Source organism: Fodinicola acaciae, assembly GCF_010993745.1.
GTDB classification, from domain to species: domain Bacteria; phylum Actinomycetota; class Actinomycetes; order Mycobacteriales; family HKI-0501; genus Fodinicola; species Fodinicola acaciae.
Window position 1 is genome coordinate 2,123,368 of sequence record NZ_WOTN01000001.1, and the last position, 16,809, is coordinate 2,140,176.

The 16,809-nt window shown below is 69.6% G+C and carries 16 protein-coding genes; 7 read left to right on the forward strand and 9 right to left on the reverse strand.

The features are described from left to right. The 3 genes from GNX95_RS09910 to gcvT all read right to left on the reverse strand — a co-directional run bounded on the left by GNX95_RS09910 (nt 1) and on the right by gcvT (nt 2,615). The gene (locus GNX95_RS09910; protein WP_163506806.1) at nt 1-540 is read right to left on the reverse strand and encodes a DUF6817 domain-containing protein; all 540 of its coding nucleotides are present in this window, start codon (nt 538-540) and stop codon (nt 1-3) included. Between the two features lie 56 nt (nt 541-596). Beyond that, nucleotides 597-1,412 carry a hypothetical protein gene (locus tag GNX95_RS09915; protein WP_163506807.1) on the reverse strand — a complete coding sequence of 272 codons (816 nt, stop codon included), beginning with the start codon at nt 1,410-1,412 and terminating at the stop codon, nt 597-599. Nucleotides 1,413-1,502: 90 nt separating this feature from the next. Next, entirely contained in the window at nt 1,503-2,615 is a 1,113-nt protein-coding gene (gene gcvT / locus GNX95_RS09920) for a glycine cleavage system aminomethyltransferase GcvT (RefSeq protein WP_163506808.1), read from the reverse strand. 62 nt (nt 2,616-2,677) lie between these two features. On the opposite strand from gcvT, the gene GNX95_RS09925 reads away from it, so the two are divergent. Continuing rightward, nucleotides 2,678-4,186, forward strand: coding sequence for a leucyl aminopeptidase (locus tag GNX95_RS09925; protein ID WP_246281560.1), 1,509 nt, complete (start codon nt 2,678-2,680; stop codon nt 4,184-4,186). A gap of 164 nt (nt 4,187-4,350) precedes the next feature. Here the strand turns inward: GNX95_RS09925 and GNX95_RS09930 are convergent, their stop codons facing one another. Beyond that, on the reverse strand, nt 4,351-6,054 hold the full coding sequence (locus GNX95_RS09930) for an AMP-binding protein (protein ID WP_163506809.1): 1,704 nt from the start codon (nt 6,052-6,054) through the stop codon (nt 4,351-4,353). A 98-nt stretch (nt 6,055-6,152) separates the two neighbouring features. Between GNX95_RS09930 and lpdA the strand changes: the two genes are divergently transcribed. The 3 genes from lpdA to GNX95_RS09945 all read left to right on the forward strand — a co-directional run bounded on the left by lpdA (nt 6,153) and on the right by GNX95_RS09945 (nt 10,406). Then, the gene (gene lpdA / locus GNX95_RS09935) at nt 6,153-7,568 is read left to right on the forward strand and encodes a dihydrolipoyl dehydrogenase (RefSeq protein WP_163506810.1); all 1,416 of its coding nucleotides are present in this window, start codon (nt 6,153-6,155) and stop codon (nt 7,566-7,568) included. A gap of 37 nt (nt 7,569-7,605) precedes the next feature. Continuing rightward, the gene (gene sucB, locus GNX95_RS09940; protein WP_163506811.1) at nt 7,606-9,384 is read left to right on the forward strand and encodes a 2-oxoglutarate dehydrogenase, E2 component, dihydrolipoamide succinyltransferase; all 1,779 of its coding nucleotides are present in this window, start codon (nt 7,606-7,608) and stop codon (nt 9,382-9,384) included. Between the two features lie 116 nt (nt 9,385-9,500). Then, complete coding sequence (locus tag GNX95_RS09945) at nt 9,501-10,406, forward strand: TIGR01777 family oxidoreductase (RefSeq protein WP_163506812.1); 906 nt, start codon at nt 9,501-9,503, stop codon at nt 10,404-10,406. Here the strand turns inward: GNX95_RS09945 and GNX95_RS09950 are convergent. Further along, nucleotides 10,392-10,967 (reverse strand): hypothetical protein, encoded by a 576-nt coding sequence (locus GNX95_RS09950; protein WP_163506813.1) that lies wholly within the window; start codon nt 10,965-10,967, stop codon nt 10,392-10,394. The two genes, GNX95_RS09945 and GNX95_RS09950, sit on opposite strands and share 15 nt — an antisense overlap. Nucleotides 10,968-11,137: 170 nt before the next feature. Between GNX95_RS09950 and GNX95_RS09955 the strand changes: the two genes are divergently transcribed. Then, on the forward strand, nt 11,138-11,563 hold the full coding sequence (locus tag GNX95_RS09955) for a TIGR03667 family PPOX class F420-dependent oxidoreductase (protein ID WP_163506814.1): 426 nt from the start codon (nt 11,138-11,140) through the stop codon (nt 11,561-11,563). Here the strand turns inward: GNX95_RS09955 and GNX95_RS09960 are convergent. Both GNX95_RS09960 and GNX95_RS09965 read right to left on the reverse strand, forming a co-directional pair. Continuing rightward, nucleotides 11,538-12,242, reverse strand: a complete 705-nt coding sequence (locus GNX95_RS09960; protein ID WP_281356890.1) for a response regulator — start codon at nt 12,240-12,242, stop codon at nt 11,538-11,540. The two genes, GNX95_RS09955 and GNX95_RS09960, sit on opposite strands and share 26 nt — an antisense overlap. After that, a complete protein-coding gene (locus tag GNX95_RS09965; protein WP_163506815.1) occupies nt 12,239-13,348 on the reverse strand; it encodes a sensor histidine kinase in 1,110 nt (369 codons plus the stop codon). The genes GNX95_RS09960 and GNX95_RS09965 overlap by 4 nt, the downstream gene beginning before the upstream one ends. A gap of 303 nt (nt 13,349-13,651) precedes the next feature. Between GNX95_RS09965 and GNX95_RS09970 the strand changes: the two genes are divergently transcribed. Further along, nucleotides 13,652-14,590: a hypothetical protein gene (locus GNX95_RS09970; protein ID WP_163506816.1), complete on the forward strand. Its 939-nt coding sequence runs from the start codon at nt 13,652-13,654 to the stop codon at nt 14,588-14,590. Here GNX95_RS09970 and GNX95_RS09975 read toward each other — a convergent pair. Together GNX95_RS09975 and GNX95_RS09980 are read right to left on the reverse strand one after the other, a co-directional pair. Then, the gene (locus tag GNX95_RS09975; protein ID WP_163506817.1) at nt 14,574-14,768 is read right to left on the reverse strand and encodes a ferredoxin; all 195 of its coding nucleotides are present in this window, start codon (nt 14,766-14,768) and stop codon (nt 14,574-14,576) included. The two genes, GNX95_RS09970 and GNX95_RS09975, sit on opposite strands and share 17 nt — an antisense overlap. A gap of 10 nt (nt 14,769-14,778) precedes the next feature. Beyond that, complete coding sequence (locus GNX95_RS09980) at nt 14,779-15,966, reverse strand: cytochrome P450 (protein ID WP_246281562.1); 1,188 nt, start codon at nt 15,964-15,966, stop codon at nt 14,779-14,781. Nucleotides 15,967-16,076: 110 nt separating this feature from the next. On the opposite strand from GNX95_RS09980, the gene GNX95_RS09985 reads away from it, so the two are divergent. Beyond that, a complete protein-coding gene (locus GNX95_RS09985; protein ID WP_163506818.1) occupies nt 16,077-16,808 on the forward strand; it encodes a Type 1 glutamine amidotransferase-like domain-containing protein in 732 nt (243 codons plus the stop codon). Nucleotide 16,809: the final 1 nt, after the last annotated feature.

Below are 16,809 nucleotides of genomic sequence, written 5' to 3' on the forward strand. Positions count from 1 at the left end.
TCAGAGGTCGCGAGCGGCGCGCGCCGCTGGCGTGAGCCAGCGGTCCAGGCGCTTGAGGAAAGCGATGATCGCGGCGCCGTGCGCGGCACGAAACACGGTACTGGCCCGGATGAGGTCCAACTCGTTGGCGGCGGTCAGCTCGGCGAAATCGCGCAGCTGCCGCTGGGCCGGCTGGAATGTCTCGCCGGTGAAACGGTCGCGGAACCCGACCTGGTCGCGGTCCAGCGTCGGATAGGTGACGCCGCGGTCGCAGCTGGCGTAGAAGTAGACCAGCTCCTCGGCTTCGGCCCCGATGACCGTACGCAGCCGGTCGCGCCGGTCCACCGGCATCAGCGACTCGGCGAAGCCGTCCGTGCCGTAAAACGCGTGCGCCTGGCCGGCCACCCGCAAAGCCGGCCGCGCACCCCACTCGCCCAACACCTCACCGACCCGCTCGAGATGCGCGAGCAACGTGCCACCGGGATGCGCGATCCGGTCGGCACCGTGCGCCATCAACAGATCGCGTACGGCCTCCATGTCCGCTCCTTCCGTCGGGTCCATCCTGGGTCCTCGACGGCGGCCGGTGTGGCTGGTGCCAGATATCCCACCTGGCCGGATCAGGGTGGGGTCGGCTCCTGGCCGGCCGGCGACTGCGGCGGCGCCGACGGCGAGACGGTCGGCGACTGCGGCGTGGACGGCGTGGGGCTCGGCGTCCTCGACGGTGTCGGTATGGACGACGGCGTCGGACTCGGCGTCGACTCCGGGCTCCTGGACTGCGCCGGCGACCTGTCCTCACTCGGCCGGCGGTCGAAATCGCCCTGCTGCGGAGCATGACCGCCGCCGATGCTCGTACCACCGTCCGGCCGGCCGTGTAGCAGCGACGACAACGAGCCGCCGCCGATCAGCTCAGCCGCCACCACGACGCCGGTGCTGAGCACGAAAACGATCGCCGCCACGACGGCGATCCGCGGCCACGGCAGTCGCTTGAACAGCGTGAGCCAGCGATTGGCGACCGGCTCGGGTGGCGGTGCGTCCGGCGGCGACCAGAGCTTGCCGGACGGATCTGTCAGCTTCGGCAGCAGCGTGGTCTCGTCGGCCGGCCGCGGCGCGCCGGCTCCGCGAACGTTGCTCGGCCGCCGGTTGGACGGCTTGTCCTCCGGCACGACGCGCAGGTTGGACAGCGCCTGCACCGGTACGACCTTGCGCAGCCGCTCGTTGGTGCTGCGCAACCACAACTTGTAGATCGACGTGCCGACGGTGATGATCACCGAGCCGAGCGCCGCGCCGATCAGGGTGCCGGCGACGCCGAGATACGACGCCGCCACCGCAGACGTCACCGCCGCGAGCGCGCCGCCGAGCACCTGCGAAAAACTCAAATCCAGCCGTTCCCTCAGGGACGGCTTCGGCGTTTCCTCGTCTTTCCGTGCTGTCATGGTCCTTTACGGGTTGCCGCGATCACTTCAGTTAATTCATCGAACGGAACTCCCCCTCATGTTCCACGATGTGAGTGAACGCACCAATTCCTAACGTACGTGCGACGGCACGAAAGGTGGAGTCGTCACGATCATCGCCTGGCGGCGGCCGCGTACGTCCACCTCGACCTCGTCACCGGCTTTCACACCGGCGGCGGTGTCGATCAACGCCAGCCCAATGCCGGTTTTCAACGTCGGCGAGAACGTGCCGCTGGTGACCTCGCCGACGACGGTGTCGCCGGCCAGCACCTGCATGTGCGCGCGCGGAATGCCGCGACCGACCGCTTTCAGACCGGTCAGCCGGCGGCGTGGCGCCGGCCGCTCGGCGACCAGCACGTCGCGGCCCCAGAACGCCGGCTTGTCCCAGCCGACTGCCCAGGCCGACCGGCCCTGCACCGGCGTGATGTCCAGCGACAGGTCCTGGCCGTGCAGCGGATAACCCATCTCGGTGCGCAGCGTGTCGCGCGCACCGAGGCCGGCACGGCGTACGCCGAGCGGCTCACCGGCCGCCAGCAGCGCGTCCCACACCTCGACCGTGTGCTCGACCGGGATCACCAGCTCGTAACCGTGCTCGCCGGTGTAGCCGGTGCGGCACACGACGATCTCCGCGCCGGCCACCGCACTTTCCACGAAAGACATGTAGTCGTGGCCGGACGGCACGTCGAGCTTGCCCAGCAGCTCGGCCGACTTCGGCCCCTGCACGGCGATGACACCGTATGCCTCGTGCCGGTCGAGCACGTCGACACCGCTTGGCGCGGCCGCCTGCAGCCGGCGTACGACCTCGGCCGTGTTGGCCGCGTTGGGCACCAGGAAAACGTGGTCGGGACCGTACAGGTAGGCGATCATGTCGTCGACGACACCGCCGGTCGGGTCGTCGCAGCACAGCGTGTACTGCGCCTGGCCGGGACCGATCTTGCCGAGGTCGGCGGTGAGGCAGCCGTTGACGAAGTCGGCGGCACCTGGTCCGCGTACGGTCGCCTTGCCCAGATGGGACACGTCGAAGACCCCGACGGCCTCCCGTACGGCCGTGTGCTCGGCGATGACACCGCCGCCGGCGTACTCGATCGGCATCTCCCAGCCGCCGAAGTCGGCGATCTTGGCGCCGGCTTCGACGTGGCGTGCGTGCAACGGAGAGCGGCGCAGCTGGCCGTTTGTGGCAGTCATGTCCGCGAACGTAACCCACCGTCGGTCCGCCTGCGCAAACGCGTCCATCTACGATAGCTGCCGTGATCCGACTCGATCTTGCCGCCGACTCCCCCGCCACCGTGAAAGCCGACGCGGTGGTGATCGGCATCCACTCCGTCGCCGACGAGGACGCGATCGTGCTCGCCGCCGGCGCGGAGAGTGTCGACAAGGCCCTCGGCGGCACGCTCGCGCGGACGTTGCGGCAGCTCGGCGCGACCGGGTCGGCTGGTGAGGTGACCAAGCTTGCCAGCCTCGGCGCCACCACCGCGCCGGTCGTGGCCACCGTCGGTCTCGGTGCCGAGCCGGACGAGGATGAGATCGAGCTCGACGTGCTGCGGCGTGCCGCCGGCGCGGTCGTACGCGCGCTGAAAGGCACCGGTCACGCGGCCGTGGCGCTGCCGTACGCGAGCCTCGACGCCCTCGGCGCGGTCGCCGAGGGCGCGCAGCTCGGCGGCTATGAGTTCGCCGCGTACAAGACGCCGCCACCAAACGGTCAGAAGGAGCCGCTCGAGCGGCTCACCCTGCTGACCGCCGACAAGGCCGCCAAGGCCGAGATCGAGCGCGCCAACACGGTCGCCGAGGCGGTGCTGCGGGCGCGCGACTGGGTCAACGTCCCCGGCAACCTGCTGCGGCCGCCGGCGCTGGCCGAGGCGATGTCCGAGGCGGTCAGCGGCAGTGGCGCGAAGGTCGAGGTGCTCGACGAGAAGGCACTGCGCGCCGGCGGCTACGGCGGCATCCTGGCCGTCGGCGAAGGCAGCGAGGCACCGCCGCGGCTGGTCCGCGTCACGTACGCGCCGCGTGGCGCCAAAAAACACGTGGCGCTGGTCGGCAAGGGGATCACCTTCGACACCGGCGGCATCTCGATCAAGCCGCTGGCCGGCATGGGGAAGATGAAGAGCGACATGGCCGGCGCCGCGGCGGTCGTCAACACGATCGTCGCCGCCGCTCTTCTGAAGCTGAAGGTGAAGATCACCGCGTACGCGCCGCTGGCCGAGAACATGCTCTCCGGCTCGGCGTATCGACCGGGTGACGTCGTGACGATGTACGGCGGCAAGACCGTCGAGATCATCAACACCGACGCGGAAGGCCGGATGGTGCTCGGCGACGCGATCGCACGCGCGGCGGAGGACGACCCGGACTACCTGGTCGAGACCTCGACGCTGACCGGCGGCCAGGTGGTCGCGCTCGGCAACCGCACCAGCGGTGTCATGGGGTCGGAGGAGTTTCGTACGCGGGTCGTGGAGACCGGCGACCGAGTCGGCGAGAACATGTGGCCGATGCCGCTGCCGGAGGACGTACGCAGCGGCATGGACTCACCGATCGCCGACGTGTCGCAGACCAACAACGCCGGCGAGCGCGCCGGTCACATGCTGCAGGGTGGCGCGTTCCTGGCCGAGTACGTGCCGGAAGGCCTGGACTGGGCGCACATCGACATCGCCGGCCCGAGCTACCACTCCGGCGGCGCGTACGGCTATGTGGTGGCCGGCGGCACCGGCGTACCGGTGCGGACGCTGCTGGCGCTGCTCACCGACATCGCTACCGAGTCCTAGGCCCACCAAAACAATCGGAATCCAATTGCGTCTTCCGATGGGGTCTGACCTGCGGCTTTATCTTCCGGGGTGACATTCGGGCCCTGCTTTTGGTGCCCGTTTGTCACCTTGTCGACCGCGTACGCGCCAGTCGCGGTCAACAAGGTGACAAACGCGCAAACCGGTCAGGACTTCAGCGAGGGGAAGTCGTCCTCGGTGAACTCGCCATCGACGCGAGCCGCTGCCGAGGCGTGGACGTCCTGTTCGCGGCCGCGCAGCTCGACGCGGCGGATCTTGCCGGAGATCGTCTTGGGCAACTCGGCGAACTCCAGCCGGCGGATCCGCTTGTATGGCGCCAAATGTTCGCGCGCGAACCGCATGATCGACTCGGCGGTCTCGGCGGTGGGCTCGTAGCCGGCGGCCAGCACCACGTACGCCTTCGGCACGGCGAGCCGGATCGGATCCGGTGACGGCACGACCGCCGCCTCCACCACGGCCTCGTGCTCGATCAGCACGCTCTCCAGCTCGAACGGCGAGATCCGGTAGTCCGACGCCTTGAACACGTCGTCCGTGCGCCCGACGTATGTGATGTAGCCGTCGGCGTCCCGCGATCCGACGTCGCCGGTGTGGTAGTAGCCACCGTGCATCGCCTCGGCCGTACGGTCCGCGTCGTCGCGATAGCCGGTCATCAGCGCCACCGGCCGGTGCGCCAGGTCGAGGCAGATCTCGCCTTCCTCGGCCGGCTGGCCGGTGATCGGGTCGACCAACGCCACGACATATCCCGGCAGCGGCCGGCCCATCGACCCGGGTTTGAGCGGTTGTCCCGGCGGGTTGCCGATCTGCGCGGTCGTCTCGGTCTGGCCGAAGCCGTCCCGCAGCGTCAGGCCCCAGTGCTGCCTGACCTGCTCGATGACCTCCGGGTTGAGCGGCTCACCGGCGCCGACGACCTCGCGCAGCGGCACCTTCACCGTGCTCAGGTCGGCCTGGATGAGCATCCGCCAGACCGTCGGCGGCGCGCAGAAACTCGCGACGTTGCAGCGTACGAGCTGGTCGAACAGCGCCGCCGCGTCGAACCGCTTGTAGTTGTAGATCAGCACGGTCGCCTCGGCGATCCACGGCGCGAACACGTTGCTCCACGCGTGTTTGGCCCAGCCCGGCGAGGAGATGTTGAGGTGTACGTCGCCGGGTTTGAGGCCGATCCAGAACATCGTGGACAGGTGGCCGACCGGATACGAGACGTGCGTGTGCTCGACCAGCTTCGGCTTCGCGGTCGTGCCGGAGGTGAAATACAGCAGCAGCGGATCGGACGCACGGGTCGGACCGTCGGGCGTGAAGTCGGCCGGGGCGTCGTACGCGTCCGCGTACGACAGCCAGCCATCGACCGCCGCACCGACGGCGATTTTCGTGTAATCGCCGGCGACATCGGCAAACTTGGCGGCATCGGCGGAGCCCACCACCACGTGCCTGGCGCCGCCACGGTCCACCCGGTCGCGCAGGTCGGCGGGGCCGAGCAGAGTCGTCGCCGGGATGAGCACGGCTCCGAGCTTGACGCAGGCGAGGATCGTCTCCCACAGCTCGACCTGGTTGCCGAGCATCAGGATCAGCCGATCGCCGCGTACGACACCTTGCGCGCGCAGCCAGTTGGCCAGCCGGTTGGAACGCTCGGACAGCTCCGCGTACGTCAGTTTCCGCTCCGAGCCGTCCTCCTCGACGATCCAGAGCGCCAACCCGTCGTTGTCGCGCGCGACCGCGTCGAACCAGTCCAGCGCGAAGTTGAACTCCTCCAGCTCCGGCCACCGGAAATCGGCCTTCGCGGTGGCGTAGTCCTCACGGTGCTCGAGCAGGAAATCCCGCGCTTTCCGGAACGTTTCGGTCGGGGTGTCTGCCATCGCGCGCCTCCCTGACTGGCCGGTCAAGTCCTGTGATCAGCAACACTAGCCAGCGCCGGGGGACCTCGCGACAGCGCTATCCCAGCCACAGTGCCAAGATGGGGATCGTCCCACGTCAAACGTCAGGAGAACCCGTGACAGACGGCAACACCGCGTACGACATCGTCATCCTCGGTGGCGGCAGCGGTGGGTACGCATGCGCGTTGCGCGCGGTCGACCTCGGCAAGTCGGTCGCGCTGATCGAAAAAGACAAAGCCGGCGGCACCTGCCTGCATTACGGCTGCATTCCGACCAAGGCCCTGCTGCACGCCGCCGAGGTCGCCGACCTCGCGCGCGACGGGATGGAGTTCGGCATCAAGACGACGCTGGCCGGCATCGACATGGGTGCGGTGCACTCGTACAAGGACGGTGTGGTCAACCGGCTGCACAAAGGCCTGCAAGGCACGTTGAAATCGCGTGGCGTCAGCTACGTCGAAGGCCCCGGCAAGCTGGTCTCCCCCACCGCCGTCGAGGTCGACGGCAAGCGTTACGAAGGCCGTCACGTCGTGCTGGCCACCGGGTCGCAGCCGAAATGGTTCCCCGGATTCGAGCCGGACGGCGAGCGGATCATCACCAGCGACCACGCGCTCAAGCTCGACCGCGTACCGGCCAGCGTCGTCATCCTCGGCGCCGGCGCGATCGGCGTGGAGTTCGCCTCGATCTGGCGCTCCTTCGGCGCCGACGTGACGATCGTCGAGGCGCTGCCCAACCTCGTACCGCTGGAGGACAAGGACTCCTCCAAGCTGCTGGAGCGCGCGTTCCGCAAGCGGAAGATCGCCTTCCACACCGGCACCAAAGCCACCCAGGTCGAGAAGACCGACAGCGGCGTCAAGGTGTCGCTGGAAAACGGCAAGGAGCTGGAGGCCGAGCTGCTGCTGGTCGCGGTCGGCCGCGGACCGGTGTCGGCCGAGCTCGGCTACGAAGAGCAGGGCGTACGCGTCGAGCGCGGCAACGTCGTGGTCGACGAGCTGTGCCGCACGAGCGTGCCGACCATCTCCGCGGTCGGCGACCTGATCGCCACGCCGCAGTTCGCTCACGTCGGCTTCCAGGAAGGCATCCTGGTCGCCGAGCGGCTGGCCGGCCTGGACGTGCTGCCGATCGATTACGCCGGCATCCCGCGGATCACCTACTCCGACCCCGAGGTCGCCTCGGTCGGCCTGACTTCCGAGCAGGCCAAGGAAAAGTACGGCGAGACCAACGAGGTGTCCTACAACCTGGCCGCCAACGGCAAGTCGCTGATCCTGCAGACGCAGGGTGCGGTCAAGGTGATCGCGGTCAAGGACGGCCCGGTGGTCGGTGTCCACATGGTGGGTGCGCGGGTCGGCGAGCTGCTCGCCGAGGCACAGTTGATCTACAACTGGGAGGCGTTCCCGGCCGAGGTGGCGCAGTTCATCCACGGCCACCCGTCGCAGTCGGAGGCCATCGGCGAGGCGCACTTGGCGCTGGCCGGCAAACCACTGCACTTCCACAACTGAAACCGCTAACGAGAAACTAGAGGGAGTCGCAACCGACATGCCGGTCTCCGTCAAACTGCCCGCGCTCGGCGAAAGCGTCACAGAAGGCACCGTCACCCGCTGGCTGAAGCAGGAAGGCGATCAGGTCGAGGCTGACGAGCCTTTGCTGGAGGTCTCGACCGACAAGGTCGACACCGAGATCCCGTCCCCGGCGTCAGGCACGCTGAGCAAGATCGTGGTCGCCGAGGACGAGACGGTCGAGGTCGGCGCCGAGCTGGCCATCATCAACGACGGCGGATCCGGCGAAGCCGCTCCGGCGCCGGCCGCCGAGGAGCCTGCCGCCGCTGAGCCGGCACCCGAGCCCGAGCCCGAGCCCGAGCCGGCCGCTGAGGCGCAAGCTCCAGCCGCCGAGCCGGAGCCGGCGCCGGCAGCAGCGTCTGGCGGCGACGGCGCGCGTACGCCGGTGAGCCTGCCGGCGCTCGGCGAGTCGGTCACCGAAGGCACCGTCACGCGCTGGCTCAAGCAGGTCGGCGACTCCGTCGCGGTCGACGAGCCGCTGTTGGAGGTCTCCACCGACAAGGTCGACACCGAGATCCCGTCGCCGGTGGCCGGCACCCTGCTGGAGATCACCGTCGGCGAGGACGAGACCGCGCCGGTCGGTGCGCAGCTCGCGGTGGTCGGCACGAGCGACGGCGCCGCGGCTCCTGCCGCAGCTCCTGCCGCCACGCCCGAGCCGGCGGCTGAGGCGCCTCAGCCTGCCGCTGAGCCGGAAGCACCGAAGCAGGAAGCACCGAAGCAGGAGGCGCCGGCTCCGGCGGCCGCAGCTCCGGCTCCAGCTGCTCCGGCTCCGGTTCCGGCTCCGGCTCAGCAGACCGCGAACGGTGACGCGTCCGGCGCGTATGTGACGCCGCTGGTCCGCAAGCTGGCCGCCGAGCACAACGTCGACCTGTCCAGCGTGCAGGGCAGCGGCGTCGGCGGCCGGATTCGCAAGCAGGACATCCTCGACGCGGCCGCCAAGGCCAAGGCCGCCGCGGCCGCTCCGGCTCCGGCCGCCGCGCCGTCGACGGCCCCGGCGCCGAGCGCCACCGGCGCGGTCAGCGACGCGGCCGCCGCGCTGCGCGGCAAGACCGAGCCGCTGTCGCGGATCCGCAAGCTGATCGCCAAGCGGATGGTGCAGTCGCTGCAGACCGCGGCTCAGCTGACCACGGTCATCGAGGTCGACGTCACCAAGATCGCCAAGCTCCGCCAGCAGGTCAAGAACGACTTCCTCGCGCGCGAAGGCGTGAAACTGTCGTTCCTGCCGTTCTTCGCGCTGGCCACCGTCGAGGCGCTGCGGCAGCACCCGCTGCTCAACGCGACCTGGGAGGACGAGGAGACCGTCACCTACCACGACGCCGAGCACCTCGGCATTGCGGTGGACAGTCCGCGCGGCCTGGTCGTACCCGTCGTCCACAACGCCGGCGACCTCAATCTGGCCGGCCTGGCCCGCAAGATCGCCGACCTGGCCGAGCGCGTACGCACCAACAAGGCCAGTCCGGACGAGCTCGGCGGCGGTTCCTTCACGCTGACCAACACCGGCAGCCGTGGCGCGCTCTTCGACACGCCGATCCTGAACCAGCCGCAGGTCGGCATGCTGGGCACTGGCTCGGTCGTGAAGCGCGCGGTCGTGGTCGACGACGAAGAGCACGGCGAGATCATCGTGCCGCGCTCGATGGTCTACCTGGCGCTCACGTACGACCACCGCCTGGTCGACGGCGCCGACGCGGCTCGCTTCCTGGTCACCATCAAGGAGCGGCTGGAAGGCGGCTCCTTCCAGAGCGAGCTCGGCCTGTCCTAGCGACACCGCCGCTTCTTCCGCGACCTCGACGTTTTGGAGGTCGACATGCCGGAAATGGCCTCCAAAACGTCAAGCTCGCGAACTCGACAGCTACTGGTACAAGCGAGGATGAGGTCATGCGGGTCGCGGTTACCGGAGCGAGCGGTTTGATCGGGTCGGCGTTGGTGCCGGTGTTGGTCGCCGACGGGCACGAGGTCGTGACGCTCGTACGGCGCGAGCCAGCGGCTGGCGAGGTGCGGTGGGACCCGGCGCGGCGCGAGCTGGATCCGGAGGTGTTCGCCGAGATCGACGCCGTCGTGCATCTCGCTGGTGCCGGCGTCGGCGACCGCCGGTGGTCGGCGACGTACAAGAAGACGCTGCTGGACAGTCGCATCGACGGCACGACGGCCGTCGCGGGCGCGTTGGCTGCGGTGGCCGCGGACGGGCGGGAGCGTGTGCTGCTGTCGGCGTCGGCGGTCGGATGGTACGGCGACGCGAGCGACCACGAGGTAGACGAGTCGAGCCCGCGCGGCGGTGGGTTTCTCGCAGACCTGGTGCGCGAGTGGGAGGCGTCGACCGGCCCGGCGGAGGATGCCGGCGTACGGGTCGCCCATCTGCGCAGCGGCCTGGTCTGCGACCGCTCCGGCGGGCTGATGCGCAAACTGCTGCCGATCTTCCGGCTCGGCGCGGGTGGCCCGATGGGCTCTGGGCGGCAGTGCTGGCCGTGGATCACCTTGCCCGACGAGCTTGCCGCGATCCGGTTTCTCATGACGCACCGGGAAGTCTCTGGCGCCGTCAACCTGGTGGCGCCGCAGCCGGCCACCAACGCCGAGTTCGCCACGGCTTTGGGCAATGCGCTCCACCGGCCGGCTATCGTTCCCGCGCCGGCGTTCGCGCTGCGGTTGGCGCTCGGCGAGTTCGCCGACGAGGGTGTCCTCATTGGCCAGCGGGTGGTGCCCAAGGTGCTCCTCGACGCGGGATTCACCTTCCAGCATCCGCGGCTCGACGAGGCCATGCGGTGGATCGCCTCACGCTTGGTCTAACCCGAGCGCCGCGAGGAAGCGCGGATGCGCTGCGGTCACCTCCACGCCGGCACCGCGGTTGGAGTTGAGCCGCGCCACGCGGTCCCATTGGCTTGCCCGCAGGGGCACCAGGGCGCCGGGAAGGGCAAATGCGGCGCAAGCCGCCGCCACGCGGGTCCACTCGGGAAGCGCGAGGCCGAAATAGCCGCTCGCGCCGAGCATGACCGCGAACACAGCCAGCGTGCCGAAAAACCACCCGCCGGCCACCCATCGCAGGATCCTCCGGCGCAGCAGGCAGCGCGGGCAGAACGGCCAGCCGCTGATCGAAACCGGAAAGCTGAAGCCGGCGGTCGCACGATAGGCGCGGTCGGCGTCCGACCGACGGCTCAGCGCGAAGGTCCGCCGGCTCTCCCCGTACTTGGCGAGCGTCGGCTGCAAAGCGTTGAAAGACTCGTGTGCGATGGTCGGACGACCGTGGCGTACGCAGCAAGCGGGCAGCGGGGCGCGAGCGCCCGACCTCCGGACCGGAAACACGACGGACCGACCGCGATCGCCTTTCCAGGCGGGCGAACCAAGCGGCATGGTGACCTCCCTCGTCCCGACGACTGTCGAGATTAGGAGCCGCTCACGGCCGGCAGATCCCCGTTTTGTGCCAACGCCGAGAAAATGTCGGAGGTGGGAGCTAGTGTCCCGAGTCCGACTCGGGACACTAGTCTCCAGGCGCGACATCGACCCCGGAGGAGAACGTACGCATGAACCTGACAGCAGGCCTTGCCGCCGACCGGCGCGAGCACGTCGAGGCCCGGCTCCGCGGCAACCTGATGGCGTGGCTGACGACCGTACGGCCGGACGGCCAGCCGCGCACCGTGCCGGTGTGGTTTCTGATCCGCGACGACGACACGATCCTGATCTACAGCCGGCCGGGCAAGGCCAAGCTGACCAACCTCGCCAGCAATCCGCACGTGACGCTGGCGCTCGACGTCAGCGACCTCGGCCGTGACGTGATCACCATCGACGGCACCGCGAAGGTGGTCACGGACCAGCCGCCGGCCAACGAGGTGCCGGCGTATGTGGCGAAGTACGCCGAGCGGATCGGTGCGCTGTTCGAGACGCCGGAGCGCTTCGCGAGCATGTTCGACACGGCCGTCGTGGTCACGCCGACCCGTTTGCGGGCCTAGAGTCTGTTTCGAAACAGGCCCTAGGAAGCCGAGCGGGGTCGGCGGTGCCGGTCTGCCAGGCCCAGGCGGCGATGCCGACCCGGTTACGCACACCGAGCTTGCGCTGGACGCTGGCCAGGTGGTTTTTCACCGTACCGGCGGAAAGATACAGCTCGTCGGCGATCTCGGCGTTGGTGCTGCCGCCGGCCACCAGCCGCACCACGTCGAGCTCGCGCGGCGTCAGCGGCTCGCCGGCCGGTGACGGCGACAGCCGGCGCGGCGGTCCGAGCTGGCGGAGCAGCCGTACGGTCAGCTGCGGACTGATCAGCGTGTCGCCGGCCATCGCCGCGCGGACCGCCTCGATCAGCAGCGCTGGCCCCGACCTTTTGAGCAGGAAGCCGCAAGCGCCGTCACGCAGCGCGGTGTGCACGTATTCGTCCAGGTCGAAGGTGGTCACGACGATGACCCGTGTCGAGTCGGCCAGCAGGCGGGTGACCTCCAGGCCGTCCAGCCGCGGCATCCGGATGTCGGCCAGCAGCACGTCGGGCTTCAGGTGGCGTGCGGTCTCCACGGCGGCCCGGCCGTCGGCCGCCTCGCCGACCACGGTCATGTCCGGCTGCGCCTCCAACACCATCCGGAAGGCCGTACGGATGCCTTCCTGGTCGTCGGCGATCACGATGCGAATTGCCCGGCCGATCACGCGGCCGCCACCGGCAGCCGCACCGACAGGCACCAACCGGGCTCGGCCGGGCCGGCGGTGAGCGTGCCGCCGAGCACCTCGACCCGCTCGGCCAGTCCGGACAGGCCGAGGCCGCCGCGCCGGCCGGTGTCGAGGACGGGCTCGCCGTCGTTGGTCACCGTCAGCCGCACGCTCTGACCGCTGCGTACCAGGCTCACCAGCACCTCCTGAGCGTCGGGCGCGTGCCGGCGTACGTTGGTCAACGCCTCGGTCACCACGCGATAGACCGTGCTGCCGACATCGCGCGGCACGGCCTGAATGAGATCCGGCGACATGTCGAGCCGTACGCGCGCCGATCCGGCGGCGGTGAACCGCTCGGCGAGCTCGGCAAGGTCGGCCAGCCCCGGCACCGGCTCTCGGTCGCTGTCCCAGTGCAGCGCGTGCACGGTCTGGTCGATCGAGCCGAGAGCACGCAGGCCGGCGGCCTCGATGCGCTCAAGCGCCGCGGTGTCGCCGTCGCTGAGAAACCGCGCGGCCTGCGCCTGCGCGACCATCTCGCTCACGTCGTGTGCGACGAAGTCGTGCAGGTCGCGAGCCAGCCGCAGCCGCTGCTCGCGGCGAGCCTCGGACACCGCGCGCACGCGCTCGACGGCGTTCCAGCGAAGGTAAGCGGCTGCCGCCGCCACGGCGATCGCCGGCATCCCCCACAGCGCGCACGACGCCAGCGCCTCAACGAACGAGGCCGGCGGCAGGAAACGGAGCACGGCCAACGCGACGGCCAGGCCGGCCACGCCCGCCGCGCCGAACGTCCACCTGGTCCCGCCCCAGCGCACGGCGAGGAACACCAGCGCGACCAGAGTCGCCGGCTCGACCAACAGCCAGCCGGGTGCGTGGTCGCGCGGCGGACCGGCGTAGACGATCGTGCCGCCGATCGAGACCGCCGCAGCGATCGCCAGCAGCCAGAACCGCGGCGGCCACCAGAGCAGCGTGGCGGTCGCGACGGCGGCCACGACCGAACCCGGCACCAGGTCGTACGCGCTCAGCTGCGAGGCCGCGGTGGTGGTCGCGGCCAGGAACGCGGCGGCGAACACCACCGCCACGCTCCGGCGCAACCAGGTCTTACCCACGTCTTGCAGCCTAGAACGGCCGACCGACAGAAAACCCGTGCCGAACGGCACTGGTGGGCGGCCGAGAGGTCGCCTCCGTGGCCGATCGGCACCTGTGCCGGAAGGTCCGGCGAGCCGAGGCTGGAGCCGTCCGAATGCGAAGGGATGGCTCCGATGCACCTAGATCGTTTTTCTTTAGGGAAAACACCCACGAACCCACCCCCCACCCGGTTGGGAGGGGGCCAGAATGACGCACCGGTACGACAATTACGCGCCGTAGCAGGTAATCGCTGGCCGGCGTACGCGGCGGCCGGGTGGTCCGCGGTGTTGGCGGCGCTCGGCGTCGTGTGGAGTCTCGGTGGTCCCGGGTTTCCGGCGACCGACGGCCTGCTGGCGCTTCCGGACCGGCGACTGGCCGGCCTCATCGTTGCCGCGATGGCCACTGTCGGCGTCGGCGCGGCGCTCTGGATGACACGCCGCAGTCGTGCGTACGCACCGGCCGGCTACGGCGCAGTCGTGGCCGTTTCGCTGTGTCTGCTGGTCAACTCGCGGCTGATCACCTCGCTCGGCTACACCGTGCCGGTGCTGTTGGGCCTCGGATCCGACCGGATGTCGTTCGGCCAGGCGGTCGGCATGCTCTATCCGTGGCCGGTGCGGTTCCAGCTGCTCTGCCTCGGCGGTGCGGCGCTGTGGACCGTCACCACGCTCAGATATCTGCGGCGTGGCCGAAACGCGTCCGAGAAATGCGGCTGGACGACTCCCGCGGCAGCGGCCCGGTGGGGTCGCGCGGCCGCGTACCTGTCGATGATCCCGCCCTGCCTCTACGCGAGCGAGCGGATCTCGTGGGCCTTCGGTGTACCGCTCGGCGGCTCACCGGAGCTGGTCGCCATGCTGCACAGCAACGGCGGCTGGCTGGCCGGCCTGAGCTTGGGACTGATGGCGTTGTTCGGCGTGGTGATGACCTTCGGCCTGATCCACCGCTGGGGTGAGGTCTTCCCCCGCTGGACGCTCTGGCTGAGTGGCCGCCGCGTGCCGGTCGCCTTTCCGGTCACGTGTTTCCTGCTCGTCGCCGTCGCACTGGTGACGATGGTGCCGGACTTGGTCGCGGCGCTGGTACGGCACGGATCCACCGCGCCAGTCGACTCGGTCAACGGCCTGTTCGGCCTGGCGACGATGCTGCTCCTGCCGCTGTGGGGTGTGGGGCTGATCGTCGCCACCGCCGGTTACTACCTGCGCCGCCGCGCGCCTACTCCTGGATCGTGATGGCCTGAGAGGGACAGATCATCGCGGCATCCCGGGCCGCCGCCTGGTGATCGGCCGGCGGCTCGGGCTGCAGCAGGATCACCAGGCCGTCGTCCTCGTCCTGGTCGAACACCGCCGGGTCAGTCATCACGCACTGGCCCGACCCGATGCACTTGTCACGGTCCACGACTATCTTCATGCTTTCTCTCCTACCAGCTCACCGGAAGTTCGTGCACTCCATACACGATCATGTCGTGCTTGAACCGAAGTTGCTCGGCCGGTATGGCAAGTTTCAGCGTCGGAATCCGGCCGTACAAGGTGCCGTGGACGACCTGCAGCTCGACGCGCGCGAGCGGCTGCCCCAGACACTGGTGGATCCCGTACCCGAAGGCGACATGTTGCCGCGCCTTTCGCGCAACGTCGAGCTGGTCGGGCTCGGCGAACACCTCCGGGTCGCGGTTGGCCGCGTCGCCGGCGACGATCACCGCCTCGCCGGCGCTGATGAGCTGGCCAGAGACGGTCACGTCCTCGGTCGCCACGCGCCGCCGGCCGGAATGCGTGATCGTCAGATACCGCAGCAGTTCCTCGACCGACGACTTCACCACCGACGGGTCCGTACGCAGCCGTTCGAGCTGGTCGGGATGTGCCAGCAAGGCGGCCGTGCCGAGCGCGATCATGTTGGCCGTGGTCTCGTGGCCGGCCACCAGCAGCAGCCGCGCCATGCCGACCACGTCCGCGCGTGTCACGTGCCCCGGCCGCAGCTGGTTGACGACCAGCCGGCTGATCAGGTCGTCACCGGGCTCGCGATCCTTGGCGTCGACCAGCTCACCGAGATAGCCGGCCAGCTCGGTGACCGCCCGCTGCGCCTGCTCGGCCGTACTGGCCGCGTTGATCGTCGTGCGGCTCCAGGCCTGGAACCGGTCGTGATCCGCGTACGGCACGCCGAGCAGCTCGCAGATCACCAGTGACGGCAGCGGCAGCGCGAAAGCCTGGACCAGATCGACCGGCGGGCCGGCCGCCAGTATGTCGTCGACCAGACTGTCCACAATGGACTGTATGCGCGGCCGCAAGGCCTCGACCTGGCGCATCGTGAAGCTGCTGATCAGCATCCGGCGAAAATGCGCGTGCTCCGGATCGTCCATGTTGATGAACGACCGCATCTGCCGCCGGCTGACCGCGCTTGCCGCGCTGACCGACGGATATCCGGGTCGCCGGCTGTCCGAGCTGAACCGCCGGTCCGCCAGTACGGCTCGAGAGTCGGCGTATCGGGTGATCAGCCACGCCTCCGTGCCGTCCCAGGTGCGGACCCGGCTGACCGGCTCACTCTCTCGCAGTCGCCCGTAGTCCGGCGGCGGGTCGTACGGACACTGTCGGCTCATCGGGAACGTCCGGGTCATCCGATCCCCTCCTCAAGATATTTAGCTTAGCTTAACTAAGTGACGTTCCGGCCGGCAATGCCGGTTTTATCTGATGTGACCAGACAGACGCGGCGCAGCAGAATTGCGCCATGACCACTGACGAACCGACGATTCTCGCCACGTCCGGCGGCTGGGGACGCGGCGCGCGCTACCAGCTCACGTACGCTCCGCTCCTGCACTACGCCATCGAGCTGTCCGGTGTCGACGGCCGCCGGCCGAAGGTCTGCCACATCGACACCGCCGGCGGCGACCAGCAGTGGTTCATGGCCTGGGAGGACGAGGCGGCCCGCATCGCCGGCGTGGACGCGAGCCACCTGTCGCTGTTCAGCATGCCGAACGTCGAGGACATCGAAGGCCACCTGCTGGAGCAGGACGTCATCTGGGTCAACGGCGGCAGCGTCGCCAACCTGCTCGCCGTGTGGCGCGTGCACGGACTCGACGCGATCATGCCGCGGGTCTGGCAGGCCGGCGTAGTGCTGGCCGGCGTGTCGGCCGGCTCGATCTGCTGGCACGTCGGCGGCACCACCGACTCGTACGGACCGGACCTGCGGCCGGTCACCAACGGCCTCGCGATGCTGCCGTACTCCAACGGCGTGCACTATGACGGCGAGCGACAGCGCCGGCCGCTGTTTCACGAGCTGATCGCCGACAAGACACTGCCGGCCGGCTATGCCACCGACGACGGCGTCGGGCTCGTGTATCGCGGCACGAGGTTCGTGGAGGCCGTCACCGAGATCCCCGGCAAGGGCGCCTACCACGTGGAGCGCTCCCCCGAGGGCGCCGCCGTCGAGACGCGGATCGAGCCGCGGTCGCTGCTCTGAC

Coding starts and splice junctions, on each gene's coding strand:
- GNX95_RS09910 (WP_163506806.1), bottom strand. CDS start 540: ATGGACCCGACGGAAGGAGCGGACATGGAGGCCGTACGCGATCTGTTG.
- GNX95_RS09915 (WP_163506807.1), bottom strand. CDS start 1,412: ATGACAGCACGGAAAGACGAGGAAACGCCGAAGCCGTCCCTGAGGGAA.
- gcvT (WP_163506808.1), bottom strand. CDS start 2,615: ATGACTGCCACAAACGGCCAGCTGCGCCGCTCTCCGTTGCACGCACGC.
- GNX95_RS09930 (WP_163506809.1), bottom strand. CDS start 6,054: ATGGCAGACACCCCGACCGAAACGTTCCGGAAAGCGCGGGATTTCCTG.
- lpdA (WP_163506810.1), top strand. CDS start 6,153: ATGGGGATCGTCCCACGTCAAACGTCAGGAGAACCCGTGACAGACGGC.
- sucB (WP_163506811.1), top strand. CDS start 7,606: ATGCCGGTCTCCGTCAAACTGCCCGCGCTCGGCGAAAGCGTCACAGAA.
- GNX95_RS09945 (WP_163506812.1), top strand. CDS start 9,501: ATGCGGGTCGCGGTTACCGGAGCGAGCGGTTTGATCGGGTCGGCGTTG.
- GNX95_RS09950 (WP_163506813.1), bottom strand. CDS start 10,967: ATGCCGCTTGGTTCGCCCGCCTGGAAAGGCGATCGCGGTCGGTCCGTC.
- GNX95_RS09955 (WP_163506814.1), top strand. CDS start 11,138: ATGAACCTGACAGCAGGCCTTGCCGCCGACCGGCGCGAGCACGTCGAG.
- GNX95_RS09975 (WP_163506817.1), bottom strand. CDS start 14,768: ATGAAGATAGTCGTGGACCGTGACAAGTGCATCGGGTCGGGCCAGTGC.
- GNX95_RS09980 (WP_246281562.1), bottom strand. CDS start 15,966: ATGACCCGGACGTTCCCGATGAGCCGACAGTGTCCGTACGACCCGCCG.
- GNX95_RS09985 (WP_163506818.1), top strand. CDS start 16,077: ATGACCACTGACGAACCGACGATTCTCGCCACGTCCGGCGGCTGGGGA.